General features: G+C 29.8%; 12 protein-coding genes and 2 pseudogenes. 10 read left to right on the top strand and 4 right to left on the bottom strand.

Annotation, left to right across the window (positions count from 1 at the left end):
- The first annotated feature begins 4 nt into the window (after nt 1–4).
- Genes M1F37_RS03145 through M1F37_RS03155 form a run of 3 tightly spaced genes read left to right on the top strand, consistent with a single transcriptional unit; the run spans nt 5 to nt 3,720 of the window.
- Nucleotides 5–1,780: an ATP-binding cassette domain-containing protein gene (locus tag M1F37_RS03145; RefSeq protein WP_247934682.1), complete on the top strand. Its 1,776-nt coding sequence runs from the start codon at nt 5–7 to the stop codon at nt 1,778–1,780.
- A complete protein-coding gene (locus tag M1F37_RS03150) occupies nt 1,773–3,044 on the top strand; it encodes a lanthionine synthetase C family protein (protein WP_247934683.1) in 1,272 nt (423 codons plus the stop codon). Before M1F37_RS03145 ends, M1F37_RS03150 begins: the two co-directional genes overlap by 8 nt.
- A 10-nt stretch (nt 3,045–3,054) precedes the next feature.
- Nucleotides 3,055–3,720 (top strand): NisI/SpaI family lantibiotic immunity lipoprotein, encoded by a 666-nt coding sequence (locus M1F37_RS03155; protein WP_247934684.1) that lies wholly within the window; start codon nt 3,055–3,057, stop codon nt 3,718–3,720.
- Here the strand turns inward: M1F37_RS03155 and M1F37_RS03160 are convergent.
- Nucleotides 3,693–4,345: pseudogene (locus tag M1F37_RS03160) on the bottom strand (transposase); the annotation flags it as partial. The gene M1F37_RS03155 and the pseudogene M1F37_RS03160 sit on opposite strands and share 28 nt — an antisense overlap.
- Before the next feature lie 321 nt (nt 4,346–4,666).
- Complete coding sequence (locus M1F37_RS03165; protein WP_247934685.1) at nt 4,667–5,563, bottom strand: tyrosine-type recombinase/integrase; 897 nt, start codon at nt 5,561–5,563, stop codon at nt 4,667–4,669.
- A 102-nt stretch (nt 5,564–5,665) separates the two neighbouring features.
- Here M1F37_RS03165 and M1F37_RS03170 point away from each other — a divergent pair, with 102 nt between their 5' ends.
- Complete coding sequence (locus tag M1F37_RS03170) at nt 5,666–6,631, top strand: polyprenyl synthetase family protein (protein WP_247934686.1); 966 nt, start codon at nt 5,666–5,668, stop codon at nt 6,629–6,631.
- Between the two features lie 43 nt (nt 6,632–6,674).
- Here M1F37_RS03170 and M1F37_RS03175 read toward each other — a convergent pair whose 3' ends face one another.
- Nucleotides 6,675–7,667 carry a hypothetical protein gene (locus tag M1F37_RS03175; RefSeq protein WP_247934687.1) on the bottom strand — a complete coding sequence of 331 codons (993 nt, stop codon included), beginning with the start codon at nt 7,665–7,667 and terminating at the stop codon, nt 6,675–6,677.
- A gap of 284 nt (nt 7,668–7,951) precedes the next feature.
- Here M1F37_RS03175 and M1F37_RS03180 point away from each other — a divergent pair, with 284 nt between their 5' ends.
- The 4 genes from M1F37_RS03180 to cbpF all read left to right on the top strand — a co-directional run bounded on the left by M1F37_RS03180 (nt 7,952) and on the right by cbpF (nt 12,730).
- On the top strand, nt 7,952–9,721 hold the full coding sequence (locus M1F37_RS03180; protein ID WP_247934688.1) for a DUF4365 domain-containing protein: 1,770 nt from the start codon (nt 7,952–7,954) through the stop codon (nt 9,719–9,721).
- Nucleotides 9,722–9,749: 28 nt separating this feature from the next.
- Complete coding sequence (locus M1F37_RS03185; RefSeq protein ID WP_247934689.1) at nt 9,750–10,034, top strand: hypothetical protein; 285 nt, start codon at nt 9,750–9,752, stop codon at nt 10,032–10,034.
- Between the two features lie 264 nt (nt 10,035–10,298).
- A complete protein-coding gene (locus tag M1F37_RS03190; protein ID WP_247934690.1) occupies nt 10,299–11,684 on the top strand; it encodes a trypsin-like serine peptidase in 1,386 nt (461 codons plus the stop codon).
- A 17-nt stretch (nt 11,685–11,701) separates the two neighbouring features.
- Complete coding sequence (gene cbpF / locus M1F37_RS03195; RefSeq protein WP_247934691.1) at nt 11,702–12,730, top strand: N-acetylmuramoyl-L-alanine amidase family protein; 1,029 nt, start codon at nt 11,702–11,704, stop codon at nt 12,728–12,730.
- A gap of 184 nt (nt 12,731–12,914) precedes the next feature.
- Here cbpF and M1F37_RS03200 read toward each other — a convergent pair.
- Nucleotides 12,915–13,091: pseudogene (locus tag M1F37_RS03200) on the bottom strand (ImmA/IrrE family metallo-endopeptidase); the annotation flags it as partial.
- Nucleotides 13,092–13,518: 427 nt separating this feature from the next.
- Here M1F37_RS03200 and M1F37_RS03205 point away from each other — a divergent pair.
- Together M1F37_RS03205 and M1F37_RS03210 are read left to right on the top strand one after the other, a co-directional pair.
- Nucleotides 13,519–15,108, top strand: coding sequence for an ATP-dependent nuclease (locus M1F37_RS03205; protein WP_247934692.1), 1,590 nt, complete (start codon nt 13,519–13,521; stop codon nt 15,106–15,108).
- Nucleotides 15,090–16,136 (top strand): RNA helicase, encoded by a 1,047-nt coding sequence (locus tag M1F37_RS03210; protein ID WP_247934693.1) that lies wholly within the window; start codon nt 15,090–15,092, stop codon nt 16,134–16,136. The genes M1F37_RS03205 and M1F37_RS03210 overlap by 19 nt, the downstream gene beginning before the upstream one ends.
- Nucleotides 16,137–16,140: the final 4 nt, after the last annotated feature.

Below are 16,140 nucleotides of genomic sequence, written 5' to 3' on the forward strand. Positions count from 1 at the left end.
GGCAATGCCAGAGTTTACTCATAGTGATTTTTTTAGAACAATTTGTGGAATCCCGAGTAGCTTGAGAATGATTTATAAAGTTGACAAGAAATATATTAGTGGATTAATCGTTTTGACATTGATTAATGGTGTGATACCAATTATCAGCCTATTGGTATCTCAAGAACTAATTAACACTATTATTTCTGGAGGGCAATTATCCTATATAATATCCGTATACGTTATCATACAAATTTGTTCTGCTGTAGTTACTCAGCTCAACTCATACTTTGGGGAGAAAATTGGCTTTTTACTTTCTTACAATTTGACTACGCGGTTAATGGAGAGAGTTGCAATGTTGAAATTACCTGATTTTGAACAGTCAACTATCTACAATTTAGTAGAGAAATTAAATCAAGGTGTTTCCTATAAGCCACTTCAATTGCTCAATGCAATACTGTCTTTGTTATCTTCTACAGTATCTCTATTCTTAAGTTTATACTATATAGGAAGTTGGAGAATAGAGTTTGCACTTCTATTACTAATCATTCCGATTTTATCATTAGTACTGTTTATTAAAGTTGGTCAAATGGAGTTTTTATTACAGTGGAAGAGAGCAGATAAAGAGCGAAAAGTCTGGTATCTAAATTATTTGCTAACTCATGATTTTTCATTCAAAGAAATTAAATTAAATGGTATAAGTGACTATTTAATAAATGAGTATAAACAATTAAAAGAACAGTTTATTCTGCAAGATCTTAGTATATCAAGAAAAAAAATTTCTTTTAATCTGTTATTAGGTGGATTGTTAAATATAATTGGTCTTGTGGGAATAGTGTTTATGGTACTTTTGATAAGACAAGGAAAACTATTACTTGGGAACATGGTGAGTTTGATACAGGCATTTGGAAGAGTAGACACATATTCGCAAGATATAATCCACAACATTTATATTATTAACAACTCAAATTTATATATGGAGCAATTGCTTATGTTTTTGGATGACAGTAGTCAATCAGCTAAACAATGTAATAGTGTATCTAAAGTTGATATAAGCGAGGTGGAATTTAGAGATGTTAGCTATATCTACAATGGAAATAATACTCCTGCTGTAAAATCCATAAATCTAAAGCTGTTGAAAAATGAACTAGTTGCTATAATTGGAAAAAATGGATCTGGAAAAAGTACATTAGTCAAACTTTTGGCTGGGTTATACACTCCTTCCAAAGGGGTTATTTTATATGATAATTTGGATTTTAAGGATGATGAAACATTTTTCCAAAATAATATATCTGTTTTATTTCAAGACTTTGTAAAATATGAACTTTCGCTTAAGGAAAATATATGTCTAGGTGATTTATCTAAAATAGATATTGAGGAAAGTATTAATCTTATATCACATAATTTTAATATAGACTTTATTAAGAGAGATGGTAGTATTGACTTGGATACTCAGTTAGGAAATTGGTTCAATAATGGGAGACAATTATCTGGTGGCCAATGGCAAAAGATTGCCTTGCTACGTACTTTTTTTAAAGAAGCACCTATTGTAATACTTGATGAGCCTAGTTCGGCATTAGATCCAATATCAGAAAAGCAATTGTTTGATACTTTCAAAAAGAATGCAAAAGACAAAATTTCAATATTTATTTCCCATAATATAAAATCTGCTCAAAAAGCAAATAAAATAGTAGTTTTAGATGATGGAGAAATAGTTGGAGTAGGTACTCATGAGGAACTTTTGCACAAATGTCCTGAGTACCAAGAAATCTATTATTCAGAGGAGTATGGAAATGTATGATGAATCTAAAATAATCGAATTACTTCAAAGAAGAATTATTGAGGAATGGGACATTAAAATAAAAAGTGATACGATATATAACTCTTATGAAAACTACTCTCTAGCTGCGGGCTTACCAGGTGTAATATTGCTATTATCAGAAATTAATTATGATGAATATAAAGACCAAATCGATAGCTATCTTACATATATTGTCAAAATATTATCAAATAATGGTATTGTATCTAGCTCTCTGTATTCAGGTGCTGCAGGTTTAGCATTAAGTTTATTGCATTTAGCAAATAAGGATCAGAATTACTCTGATTTAATAAATAGCATTGATAATTATATCTGTTATTTTGTAGAGGATTCAATACATCATATAGATGTAGATACGCTGTCTCCCTTGAATTATGATATAATTGAGGGAATATCTGGAATACTAGTATATTTACTGATTAAAGATGATGAAAAATTTAATGATATTATTTCTGATATCATTAATAAACTAGTTGATTTGTTTGAAAATAATCAAGGTCTTCCTCCATATTATGTTAAATCCCAAAATCAATTATCAATCATAGAAAGTGAGATTTTTCCTAATGGGTGCTTGAATTTAGGAGTAGCACATGGTTTGGCAGGAGTAGGTATAATGGTAGCTATTGCTTGCATTAAGGGATTTACAAATTCAAAAACAAAAAGATTTTTAAAAAATATTATTGAAATATATGATAGGTTAGAAATAGCAGATGGTACTAATCAATATAAGTGGAAATCGGCTATTGATATGGACGAATATAATAACGGTAGTTCTTTAGACGACAAAGAATATTATAGAGATGCTTGGTGTTATGGTAGTCCAGGTATCAGTTTACTCTATCTGTATGTAGGAGTATTTTTGAAGGATCAAAAATTGGTAGAAAAATCAAAGAACATTTTGATTACTTCACTGAAATGTCCAGTGGGTGTAAAATCCTCTATATTATGTCATGGATATTCTGGGTTATATGAAATCGGTTTTTTATACAAACAAATTTTTAAAGAAGAACCTTGGGATAAGTATTTGTTCATAATTAAAGAAAAAATATTAAGTAGTTTTACACTATCAAAAAAGTTTGGTTTTGAGGAAGATAGCTATTATTCTGAAGGAAATGAAGGTAGTGTTAAATTTTTGGATGGGAGCTTGGGAATTATTTTGACTTTACTTCATATCCAAAATAAGTCTGTAATGACATATTGGAGAGAGGCGTTATTGATTTTTGATAATTTAACTATAGAAAATTAGGAGGAGAACAATGAAATTCAAAAAGATTTATCTTTCCGTAATTTTTTTCTTAGGTTTACTTGGATTGACTGGATGTACATATGAGAAGTACGATGTTAAATTTTTCGACTCAAGTTATAATCGATTCGATTATAATGGAGAGCATTATGGTGTAACTAATCAATTAATTTCATATGAAGATATTGAAAGTAAAGTAAGCAATCATGATAATACTTTTGAAATCTCTTACGATGATTCCAATAATGAAATAAAGACTGATTTGTTAGAGATTGGTGACTTATATCAGACTAAGAATAGAGAATTAGCCATAAAAATTGATAGTACTTTCTATAAATGTAGATTACTTGATAATATTTCTAAAGAAGAACTTCTAAAAGTTTCTGACTTATTTAATGTTCGCTTAGTAGGAGGATTTGCTATCAATGAGCAAGAAGCCAGAGAGTTGAAGATAGGGGAACAATTATTTACAATTACTGAAGAAATTATTCCAAAAGAAGAGCTTAGTGCTACAGTTGCTAACTTAGATAATCAAGTGAAGTCAGTTACTAGATTATCAGGGGAGCACGAAAGTTGGAAATATGGAGAAATTTGTTCTTTAAAAAATCACTCTATCCACGAGAAAGTAGCAGTTAAATTGAACGGAGAATATCATTTAGCTTTCCTAAAAATTTTATGATAAGCCTGTACAAAAAGTTTTGAAAAGCAGAACAAGCATAATATCAAGAGCCTAATATTTATCCTTTCTTTTTTGATGTTAAGGGATATGAAAACATGCTTCTTAAAGTTTAAAAAGTTTCTAAAGCCAAATCCTTGACGTTTAATGTCTTTGATCAGCTTGTTAGTCGCTTCAAGATTTGCATTTGAATAAGATTCTTCTAAAGCATTTGCTAATGTAATTCTTATGTTTCATAAAAGTTCTAAATACAGTTTGAAAATAAGAATTGACAGTGTTTATGTTCTCCTCAATCAGTTCAAAGAACAACTTTTTATTCTTTTATTGAAAATGAAATAAGAGGAGTTGATAAAGATTGTAGTGATATGCAAGTTCCTGAGAATAGCGAAGTGTTTTCTCGACTATTTCTCTTGGTGTTAGTGTTTGATGGAAGGTCTTGGAATAGAAAGGTTGCAGAGAAAGTTTACAACTATCCTTCTGGAAGATGCGCCAATGCTTCTTCAAAGAACGATAAGAGAGCGACTTTTTATCAAATTGATTCATCCTATTAAATGCGCGTTTTTAAAAAAGCTCTGCTGAGATGTTTGATAATATGAAATCGGTTCAGAATAATTTTGGCATTAGGAAAAAAATCTTAAAAATCAGAAAAATGCATAGCATCAGGTGTTAAAAAATACTTGATACTATGCGTTTTATTGTGGGAAGAATTACTTCATTTTCTCCTGAAATTGAGTTTTTCTCCCATCTCTTTTTATTATATTTAAGAATATTTGAAGACAGTATTTTAGAAAACAATTATGGAGTTTTAATACGGAATATAGTATAAATGCTGATTCAAAGTGAGGTTTTGTATGTTTGTTGCTTTTGTTGAGTATAAGATTTATTAACTAAAGTCGAACTACAAAAATTAATTTTAGATGAACTGAACTGTAGACTTTGGAAAGTTCTCTTATTCGATTTCAGAATGAATTGCTGATACAGGATTAAAAGAACTAAGTATTTCTTTTTGTTTTGAATGAGATACGTGAGTATAGATTTGTGTGACTGATATAGAACTGTGTCCAAGAATTTGTTGAATGTATCGGATATCTACATCATTATCCAGAAGCATTGTTGCAAAACTATGTCTAAACATATGTGGTGTAATAGTTCTAGATAAGTTATTTTGTTCAACGATTCTCTTTAAAATTAAACGTACACTTTGCTCTGACAATGGTTTTGGCGAATGTTTCCCTGGAAATAGAAAATCATTGGATTCCTCCCCTATTTTATTTATATATGTTTCTAATAAATTGAAGGTTGTTTGATCTCCTAAAAAAAGGATACGCTCTTTCTTACCCTTTCCTATAATATGGAGTGTCTTATTGGAAAGATTAATATCTTTGAGATGAATGTGACAAAGTTCAGAAATTCTGATACCTGTTGAAAGTAAAAGGGAAATAATTAGTAGATTTCTTTCAGCTTTTTGTTTTTGATACTCAGTTTTAGATATAACTACTCTCTGCTCTAAATATGAAAAAATATTTTTCAGAATATCATACGGAATCGTTTTAGGCAATATTTTTTCAGTTCTAAATTGAAAGCGTAATTGATTGAAGGGATTCTCTTCAATTATGTGCTGGTATTTTAGATAGTTATAAAACACCTTCATACAAGCAATTTTTCTTCTTAATGTATTCGTTTTTATGTTAGATTGTGTCAACTGTTCTATATAGGATTCGACATTATCATAGTTTGAGTTATAAAATTGCATAAGATCATTCTTATAAGCGCGAATCGTGTGTGAACTCAAACGCTTATGAGTTTTGCAATAATCTAAGTAAGTAGAAATAAGTTTATAATCCATAAAAATCTCCTTTATCAATAATCATGCTATTATAAACTTATTTGGATGCTTTGTATAGTGATAATAAATAGTTATCACTAGGAGAATACTATGGAGAATACTATGGAAAAGACACAAAAAATTACGTTAAATAGTGAAGAAAAAGATTTTTTGTTCACTATTGATTCTAGGATTAAATCAATACTGCTTGAACTACCAGTACAATATCATGAGATACTTCAAGTGGTGAATGGGAGTCGTTTCAGACCATTGTTAACATATTATGGTTATAAATTGTTTTCTGAGAATCTAAATGAAAAAGTTTACAAATCTGCAATAGCTATTGAGTTAATTCATAAATCCTCTATTATTATTGATGATATTATAGATCAAGACGATAAAAGACATAGCATATACACAGTACATAAGCAATATTCTATTGATGAAGCCTTAGTAATCACAGTTTTTTTATTAGGAAAGTGTATTGAATTATTATCTGAAATTGATGATTCTACGATTAGGATATTTAGCCAAATGATTATTAGAATGTGTCAGGGAACAATACAAGAATTAAATATTGATATTAATGTAAGCATTGATAAAATAAAAGAAATCTTAGATAACCAAACTTCACAAGTTATTCAAAATTGTTTAGTGATTGGTATGAAATCATATGATCCTGAATTAGACAATCAACATTTAGCAATTATTGGTTATAAATTAGGCTACTTATTTCAATTACTAAATGATTGCGAAGCATACTTTAATCCTGAGTTCACTGTAAAATACAAAGGGAATCATAATTTTGATATTAATAAAAGTAGGAAAAATTTATGTTACGTTTACCTTGAACAGTTTCTCTCTAATAAAGAAAAATTGAGACTTCAGAATAAAGATAAGGTGACTAATATAGAAATTCTATTGAATAAATATAGTGTGTTAAAACATATAAAAAATGAAGTTTCGTTAATTGAGTTTGATATTAAAAAACAATGTGAAGTTTTAGAAAAAAATCACTCTATGGAAAGATTAAATTATTTTATTGATTATTCAATTAAATTAGCGAAGGTGAGAGCGGGGATTTATTAAAATAAAAGAGCAGAGATTGGAATTCTCTGCTCTTTTAACAACACTAATTTTGTGATAAAAATGGTTGAAGTAACCTATATAGATTTATCAAAATGGGGATGTAACCTATCGGATTGAGTGTTTTTCCATTGAATAACTGTGGAAAGTTCGGGGAATCTTTATAGAGTTTAAATAGTTCAATATAATCTTTATTAAGTTGTTTATTACTGTAATCAGTAATATCATATTCCTTTAGTTGCATTATTTTTATTTTTTTTATTATCTCTTTAATATATTTCTTCCAAAGATAGTCAAAAATTAAATAACCAAAGCCAATCAGTATAAAAATTATTCCCCAAGTAATTATAAATACTAGGTTATTAGGTGTATCTATTATTAATGTATATCCGGTAAATTTAATAGCAGATAGTGGAGTGGTTAAATAGAATAGAGCAGTATAAGCAATACCTAAAATTCCAAAATAATTACTAAATGAACTCATACTATCGGTAAATTTAACTATCCAATCACATTCAGATGGATTATGCAGGGAAATTGGTACTAATGAAATAAACTCTAATTTTGAAATTTTCCTTAATGTGAGAATATAAAGTATATACTTTAAATACAGTTGTATTGCAATAAATACAGTTAGAATTAAAGTAATTGCACCATAGATTGTAATTAGCTCCTGCAAGATAAGAACCTTTAATAATACTAGAGAAATGAAATAAATTAAACCAATTACAAAACAAATAGATATATTATACCATTTGTTTAGATAACTATTATTTTTACTGAATACTGGAAATAGTGGAAGATTATTGACTTTAGTACCTGAAATAGATGTTTTAAGGATTATTTCTTTTTTCATTAAATTTTGATATGTGATAATCTGGGCTAACAATAGAGAATTCATCCCGAAAACATATATATAATTGTATTTTAATGATGAATCAAAAATTGATACTATAATTCCAATAAAAACCCAACAAGTAAAAATAATTGTCCAAAAACATTTTTGAGATAAAATTTTATCAATTATTTTTATTTCCATAGTATTCTCCTAGTGATAACTATTTATTATCACTAGTATACCATAAATTCATTTTTAGTAGTTTGATTTGTATAATGATTTTTTAGTCTTGAATTGTCACGTTAAGTGCATATTTTCTCTTGTGAATTTTGATAAGGATATTTAATTTATAAAAGGAAATTTTATAGTATAGTTGTGATTTTTATATTTTCAGTTTAAGCAAAATAGTGGTGGTATGCTATATGTTTTTCTTTGTTAATGGTATAATGTAATATATAGAGAGAGTTATTTATCGAGGTTAGAATTTGGCAAATAATAGACAAATTGAGACATTAGGTGTTTCATATCTGACAACATTCATAAATAGATATAGTTTACTTCAGACTTATTTTGATAGTAATGATAAAACTCCAGTCTGGGATGGTGAGATTCATGTTCTTAAAACTTCTAGTGAGAAAAGAAGTGAAATATTTGGTAAAGTGCCTGTTCAAATTAAAGCTACAAGGCAACAGAAGAATAAATTGAAATCCTTCTCGTTGGACATAAGTGATTTAGAATTATATTCAAAAAATGGTGGTGTAGTTTTATTCGTAGTTTGGTTAAGCGAGGATGGTGATTTAAGAAATATCTACTATAAATCATTACCTCCTCTTTCTATAAAGAAGCTGATTAAAAAAAGTAATTTAAAAAATAAAACAACAAGCAATAAGAAACTTTCTGTACAGATTCATGAATTAGACGAACAAAAACTGTACCCTATGCTAGTCGATTTTATAACAAATAGTCGTAAGCAATATAGCTTCATAAATGTTGATGGTATTTCAGTTGAAGATATCTCTGATGATAGTAACCTTAAATTCTATTATTATGGTCAAGAAAAAGGAGAGATCTTTAACTATCAGGAAGAAAATGATCTCTTCATTTATTATAAAGATCCTTTAACTGGTATTGAAGTACCACTTGAAAATACAATAAAGGTTGTCGAAACTTACGAGGAAACAGATCTAATTATTACAATCGGGAATACTATTTTTCAAAATGTAAAAAGGCATAGATTCCCTGATGGGAGTGTACAACTCCATTTTGGTGAAGGTTTTAAAATGTCATTTGATGTTAAGAAGAAACAATTCACATTTAACTACACAAGACCTAATATGTTATCAAAAGCTATAAAGTGCACTCAGGCACTTCAAGAACTAGGAAAATTCGGATATTGCAAGCTCAATGGTAATACAATAGAACTAGATGAACAGTCAATATTGGATATTACTTCACGTGATTTAGAGACTGAGATAGAGGAATTGATACAGATTTCAAACTTCATGGAAAATATGGGGATACAAAAAGAGGTTGATCTAACTTACTTTGATAAACAATCTCTAAGAAATCTAAATATTCTCAATTTAGGCCTTATTCTAAAGAAGAAAGTTGCCTTAAATTATAATGAATCAAAATTACTTCACCTAAGAATTGCTAATATCCACATTATTACCTTATATGACTTTGAGACAGATAATATTGGAACTATGATAGACATTTTTACTGAAACTCCGTGGTGCAGGAGAGGTGAAGGTGAAGATTCGTCCTACATTTCAATATTTGAAGTTTTAGAACCAAATGACTGGCTAAAAATAGATAATTGTGATTTTGATTCGGTTATTGCCTCTTACCAAATATTAGTTGATAATCAATTGAAATATGAATGTACTAACAACACTATTTTAAAAATAGTTGTGGCTGCTGACAAGGCAGAAGATGTTTCTAGAAGTGAGTTATTGCTTAATTGGGCACAATTTCTTTCTGACTGGAACTTAAAATACTCCAAAAATTATGAGATGGCTATAATAAATGACCTTCAAATAAAATCTAGAGTTCGTAAATTAAACAGCAAAGAAATGGAGATTCTGAGCAACATTTTAGTAAATAGTAATGATAACTATGAACTTTGTTTCGGTTCATCAGTATTATTAAAATCGAAACCACAAGCTGATTTGTTTTGGAACAAACTGGATAATGATACAAAAGAAAGCTATAAAGACTTTCCTATTTATACTTTATATATGAAATTATCGTAAAATTAAAAGAGGTTGGAAGAAAAAACATATGGAAATAAAGAAAGTAATGTATTACAATACAGTGCCACAATTTTTAAAACCTAAATTAAATTATTTTGCAAGAGATTTTCTAAATGATTATTTTGATCAGGTAGAAGATATAGAAGCAGGTTCTAATTTTGAAGTTGAAGTGGAGTATGAAGGTGATTTAGAAGTTTATTTTGTTAAGTTTATCTTTAGTAAAAAAGGTGGTGGAGTGTTTAGTGGTAATTCTGAAAATGAATTAGATATTTATTGCAATTATGAACTCAGCGCAACTGTAATTTTGGAATAAAAAAGGAATTAAAAATAAAAGGTAATATCAAAATAAAAAAGATATACATCACTAAGAAAAAAATTGTGATCAAAATTAATATAGATCAAAGTAGATTCTGGAATGGTCTATTTTATATATATTTAAGAAGTTTGAAGTGTATTTTCCTGACAGATACAATAGTATACTAGATTAGTGAGAAGATGCTAAATTTTCTTAATTTTATCAATTAATATATTGAAAAGTATAAAATAGTATGCTATAATCACATTAGGAGGATCAATAATGAAGAAAACGTTTTATAAAAAATTGGGTATTTCAATTATTGCGAGTACTTTATTGGCTAGCCAGTTGTCGACAGTATCTGCTTTGACTGTTATTTCTAGTACTGGTGAAGAATATGAGGTAAGTGAAACATTACAAGAGAGTCCAGGAACTAATAATTTTTCACTTCCCGATATTTCACCGACTTATGGTCAATATTATACAAATCAGTCAGAAGTCATTATTGGTAAAAATGATTTAGTTAAGGTAAAAAATACTTTACAATATCCTTATTCTACATCAGCTTATGTAGAGTCAGTATTTCGTGGTGTGGAAGATGGTGAAGATGTAACTTATCGAGGGAGTGCCAATTTTATAAAGGATAATGTCCTTATTACTGCTGCTCATAATATTTATAGACATGAGTTTGGTAAAGATGCAGAAGAACTATATGTTACTCCTGCTGCTACACCCAATAATGCTCCATTTGGTCGGATAAAAGTAAAAGAAGCTCGCTATTTAAAAGAATTTCGAAATACTGCTCCAGATGAGCTTACTACCTATGATTTAGCAGTTTTAATTTTGGAAGAACCGATTGGTGCTCAATTAGGGACGTTAGGACTTCCGAATAATATTGAAAATCTCAAAGATATAGGAGCTACGATTACTGGTTATCCAGCCATTAGTGAAGACGTGCAGATGTATACAGACTTTAAGAATATTCTTAAAGACACAGGGGATTTTTTATTCTACCAAATAGATACAAAGGCTGGTGCGAGCGGTTCAGCAGTGTATGATTCTACCAATAGGGTTGTCGGAGTTCATGTTTCTGGGAGTGACCCTGGACAAATGAATTATGCTGTCAAGTTAAATGAGAAAGCTCTATCTTTCATCTACTCTGTTATTCAAGGACATTCTATTGATGGATGGAAGTTTATTAGCGGTACTTGGTATTATTATAAGAATAGTACGAAGCAAACAGGTTTGCAAAAGATAAATGATACTTGGTACTATCTAGATATTTCTGGTAAGATGCTCACAGATTGGCAAAAAATATCCGGGGAGTGGTACTATTTTGAATCTTCTGGCGCAATGGCAACAAGCTGGAAATATGTACGTGGCAAATGGTACTATTTTGATTCCTCTGGTGAAATGGCAACGGGGTGGAAATACCTCCGAGGCAAATGGTATTACTTAGATAAGAGTAATGGAGACATGAAGACTGGTTGGTACAAAGATGGCTCAACATGGTACTATCTAGATCCTTCTAATGGAGATATGAAAACCGGATGGATAAAAGTATCAGGTGAATGGTATTATCTCAAATCAAGTGGTGCTATGGTCACAGGTAGTCAGACGATTGATGGTAAAGTTTATAACTTTGCTTCATCTGGTGAGTGGATTTAATATCGGAGGGTATATAGATGAAAATTTTGAAAAAAATAATACAAGTTGGACTAACAGTATTTTTCTTTGGTTTGCTAGCGACAAGTACAGTATTGGCGGATGATGCTGATTCAGAAGGCTGGCAATTTGTCCAAGAAAATGGTAGAACCTACTACAAGAAGGGGGAACTCAAAGAAACCTACTGGCGAGTGATTGATGGTAAGTACTATTATTTTGATCCTTTATCTGGAGAGATGGTTGTCGGCTGGCAATATATACCTGCTCCACACAAAGGGGTTACGATTGGTCCTTCTCCAAGACAAGAGATTGCTTTTAGACCAAATTGGTTTTACTTCGGTCAAGATGGGGTACTACAAGAATTTGTTGGCAAGCAAGTGTTAGAAGCAAAAACTGCTACAAATACCAACAAACATCATGGGGAACAATATGATAGCCCAGCCGAAAAACGTGTTTATTATTTTACAGATCAGAATAGCTATCACACCTTAAAAACTGGTTGGGTTTATGATGAGGGGGACTGGTATTATTTACTGAAGGATGGTGGCTTTGATTCTCGCATCAACAGATTGACTGTTGGGGAGCTAGCACGTGGTTGGGTTAAGGATTTTCCTCTTACATATGATGAAGATAAGCTAAAAGCTGCTCCATGGTATTATCTAGATCCAACAACTGGTAGTATGCAAACTGGTTGGCAATATCTTGGTAACAAGTGGTACTACCTCCGTTCATCAGGAGCTATGGCAACTGGCTGGTATCAAGACGGCTCATCTTGGTATTATCTTGACGCTGAAAATGGTGATATGAAAACAGGTTGGGCTTATGTTTCTAACAGTTGGTACTACCTTCGTTCATCAGGTGCAATGTCTACTGGTTGGGTGAAAGATGGTTCAACTTGGTACTACCTAAATGCAAGTAATGGAGATATGAAGACAGGCTGGTTCCAAGTCAATGGTAAATGGTACTTTGCCTATGGTTCAGGTGCTCTAGCTGTTAATACCACAGTAGGTGGTTACTACGTAAACTATAATGGTGAATGGGTTAAGTAATGAAGGTTAATTGTAAACTGTAGTTGATACTTAACATAGTAAAAGAGAGAATCAAAGTGTGATTCTCTCTTTTGTAATTTAAAATGATTTTAAGAAAGTTTTTATATGTGTTTGAAAAATTGTATAATCTATGTGATGGATTAAATTTCTACAAATTTTATAGCGTCAAAAAATAACACTATCATCAGATAATGTTATTTTTTTTGTTATCATTATAAAATTGTCTAGCTATTTCTTTAACATAGTTTTCATATTTTGCTGGAATTTCTGCATTTGAAATATAGTTTTGATAATTAAAACTTTCATCAATTGGGTATTCACTATTTACTAAACTCATAAAATCAAGGATTCTTCTTTTTTCAGTATCAGAATCTTAATTTTTTTAAGAGAGCTAAAGATAGGGGATCATAATCTTGTATACTGATTCAAAATATGTTGTTGGAACATCAAGTGTTCTTGCAAGAGCAGAATGAGTTTTTTGATCTGGAACGGATTTACTACTTTACCACTTGTTGTACGAAGCTCTATTGATTTTTAATAGATTAGATAGCTCAGATTGGGAATAGTGTTTATCTATTATGTGTTCTTTAAGATGAATACTAAAAAATATAAGCTAAAACTCCTATTGCTTTATTATGCAACAATTATGTCAAAATCTTTTTAAGATGCAAGAATAAAGCAATATTCATCTTATCTGTAATTACAATTTTGAAAAATTAACACCATTTATGTGATATAATATTAATAAATAACTATTCAAACTAATATGCGAGGTTTAGGTAGTCTGTATGATATCAAGAATAATATTACAAAACTTTAAACGTTATCAGAATGTTGATTTTACTTGTAATTCTGAAGTTAATATTTTTGTTGGGGAGAACGGTGCTGGGAAATCAACTCTATTATACGGAATTGGTTTAGTGCTGAGTGGTAGTCACAGTCAAATTGAAAGAAGTAGTTTGTCTAGTATCATTAATCAAGAAGCGATTTTAGAATTTATGGGTACAAGGGATATAAATCAGCTCCCTGAGGTCTTCATTGAAATTTATTTTGATGAATTAAGTACTGAAATTTCCTCTAACTTCAATATTGAAGGGAAACATAACTCTCAAAAAATCAAAGCTTTTGGACTTTCATTAAAAATAATTCCTAATCAAGATTATATAGCTGAAATTACTTCTGTCTTAAATGATAGTAACTGGACAGTCTTTCCATTTGAGTTCTATAGAGTTGAATTTTTGACATTTTCAGGAAAAACCTATTCCTCTTACAATAAACCATATAAGTTTCTACATTCAATAATAAATACGAGTCTTATTGATACACAACAAGAAATTCAAAAACGTATTCATGAGGTATATTTGGATAATATATCAGCTGAGAATAGAGCAAAAGTTAATCATCAATACAGGATAAATTCATTTAATTTTTTAAAGACTTTAAGGAAGGATGAACTGTTGAAGGAGAATGCTTCAGAATTCCAACTTCATTTTGACGAATCAGAAAATTCATTTAGAAATTCAGTATCAGCTGTAAAAAATGGTGTAGATATAAAAAATTTAGGGCAAGGAGAAAAGGTATTATTAGGTGTTGAAAATGCATACAGTCATCTCAAGGAAACGGTTAAAATACTACTTATTGAGGAACCTGAGAATCATTTGAGCTTCCAAAACCTCCAGAAATTGGTTAGAATGCTAAGTTCAAATACAGGTGTTCAAGTTTTTATTGGAACTCATTCAAATATGATTGCTTCAAGATTGGGTGTAGACAATCTTCTTTTTTTAGATAATGGTCAGATATCTAAACTTAAAGGTTTGAAAAAAGATACTGTAAGATTTTTCAAAAAATCTACTAATCAAAATTTATTGAACTTCTCTCTAGGTAAGAAGATAATTCTTGTTGAGGGAAATGCTGAGTATATTTTAGTAGAGAAGTTTTTCGAAATACTCCACTCCAAAAAGCCTGAAGAATTTAATGTATCAATTATTTCTGTAGATGGATTAAGTTTTGAGAGGTATTTAGAAATTGCAACTAACTTTACTGATAAAAAAGTAGTAGTCATCACGGATAATGATGGTGATTACGAAAGTAAAGTACAGTCAAAATATAGTTCTTATCAACAATTCCAGAATATAAAAGTTTCTTCTGATTTAGATAATGATAATCGAACATTTGAGATATGCATTTATAATTGTAACTCGGATTTATTAGAGTCTTCAGGACTAACCAAATCTAATGATTTATTAGAATACATGCTCAGGGAAAAGGCTGAATTTGCACTGAGATTACTAGAACAAATGGAAACTGATAATATAAGGGAAAAATTTATTATACCCAATTATATTAAAGAGGCGATTGAATGGATAATAAAAGATTGATTCATGCTGTTGCTGGAAGTGGCAAAACAACTAAAATAATTGAAAGTATTGATCCTCAAAAAAGAAATCTTATCCTTACGTATACAGAGATGAACCAGAATACAATCAGAGCAAAGTTGATTGAAAAATTTGGCTACATTCCTGAGTCTACTTTTATTTTTGGTGTTTTTGAGTTTCTATATAGTTTTTGCTTAGTGCCATATTTAGGGAAACGACCAAAAGGAATAAATTTTGATTATAAAACTCAAGGAAAATTTGATAAGACTGCTATAGATAATACTGGAAGAATTGTTCAGAATCAACTTTCTAAATCTCTATTAAGGGGTTCATTAATCTATAAGAGGAAAGAAATTAGATTTGATAATTCATATTTGGATAGAATTGATAAATTTTTTGATTGTATTTATGTAGATGAGTGTCAGGATTTTGAGTCAGATGATTTTGATTGGCTTTTAAGTTTAAGTAATCTTAATGCAGAAGTATTTTTATTTGGAGATTTTTATCAAAAAACCTTTAGTACTTCAAGGAGAGGTAATAAAGGAAAAGGGATCCATTCGAGTTTTGAGAATTGGTTAAAAGTTATTTCTGATTCAGGATATGAAATTGATTTATCGAGTTTGTCAAAAAGTTATCGTTGTCCCAAAATAGTTTGTGACTTTATTGTTGATAATTTAGCTATTGAAATTTTATCACAGCGAGAAGAAAAGCTTTCTTCCCAAATTACTCTTATCGATTCACAGAAAAAAATAGAATCAATAATGACAGATGACAATATCATGAAACTTTTTTATCAAAAATCTTATGATTATGAATGCAAGAGTCAGAATTGGGGGGATAGTAAAGGTTCTGAATATGACAATGTTTGTGTAGTACTAAATCCAACATCATACAAATTATTCGCAGCTGATCGCTTGAATGAACTTCCTTCACAAACCAAAAGTAAATTTTATGTTGCGTGTACTCGTACGAGAGGGAATCTCTATTTTGTAAATCAAAAAGATATCATAGATTATAAGAAGATAAAGTAAAAGA

Origin of the sequence: Streptococcus mitis, assembly GCF_023109105.1 — a bacterium.
GTDB lineage: Bacteria > Bacillota > Bacilli > Lactobacillales > Streptococcaceae > Streptococcus > Streptococcus mitis_BW.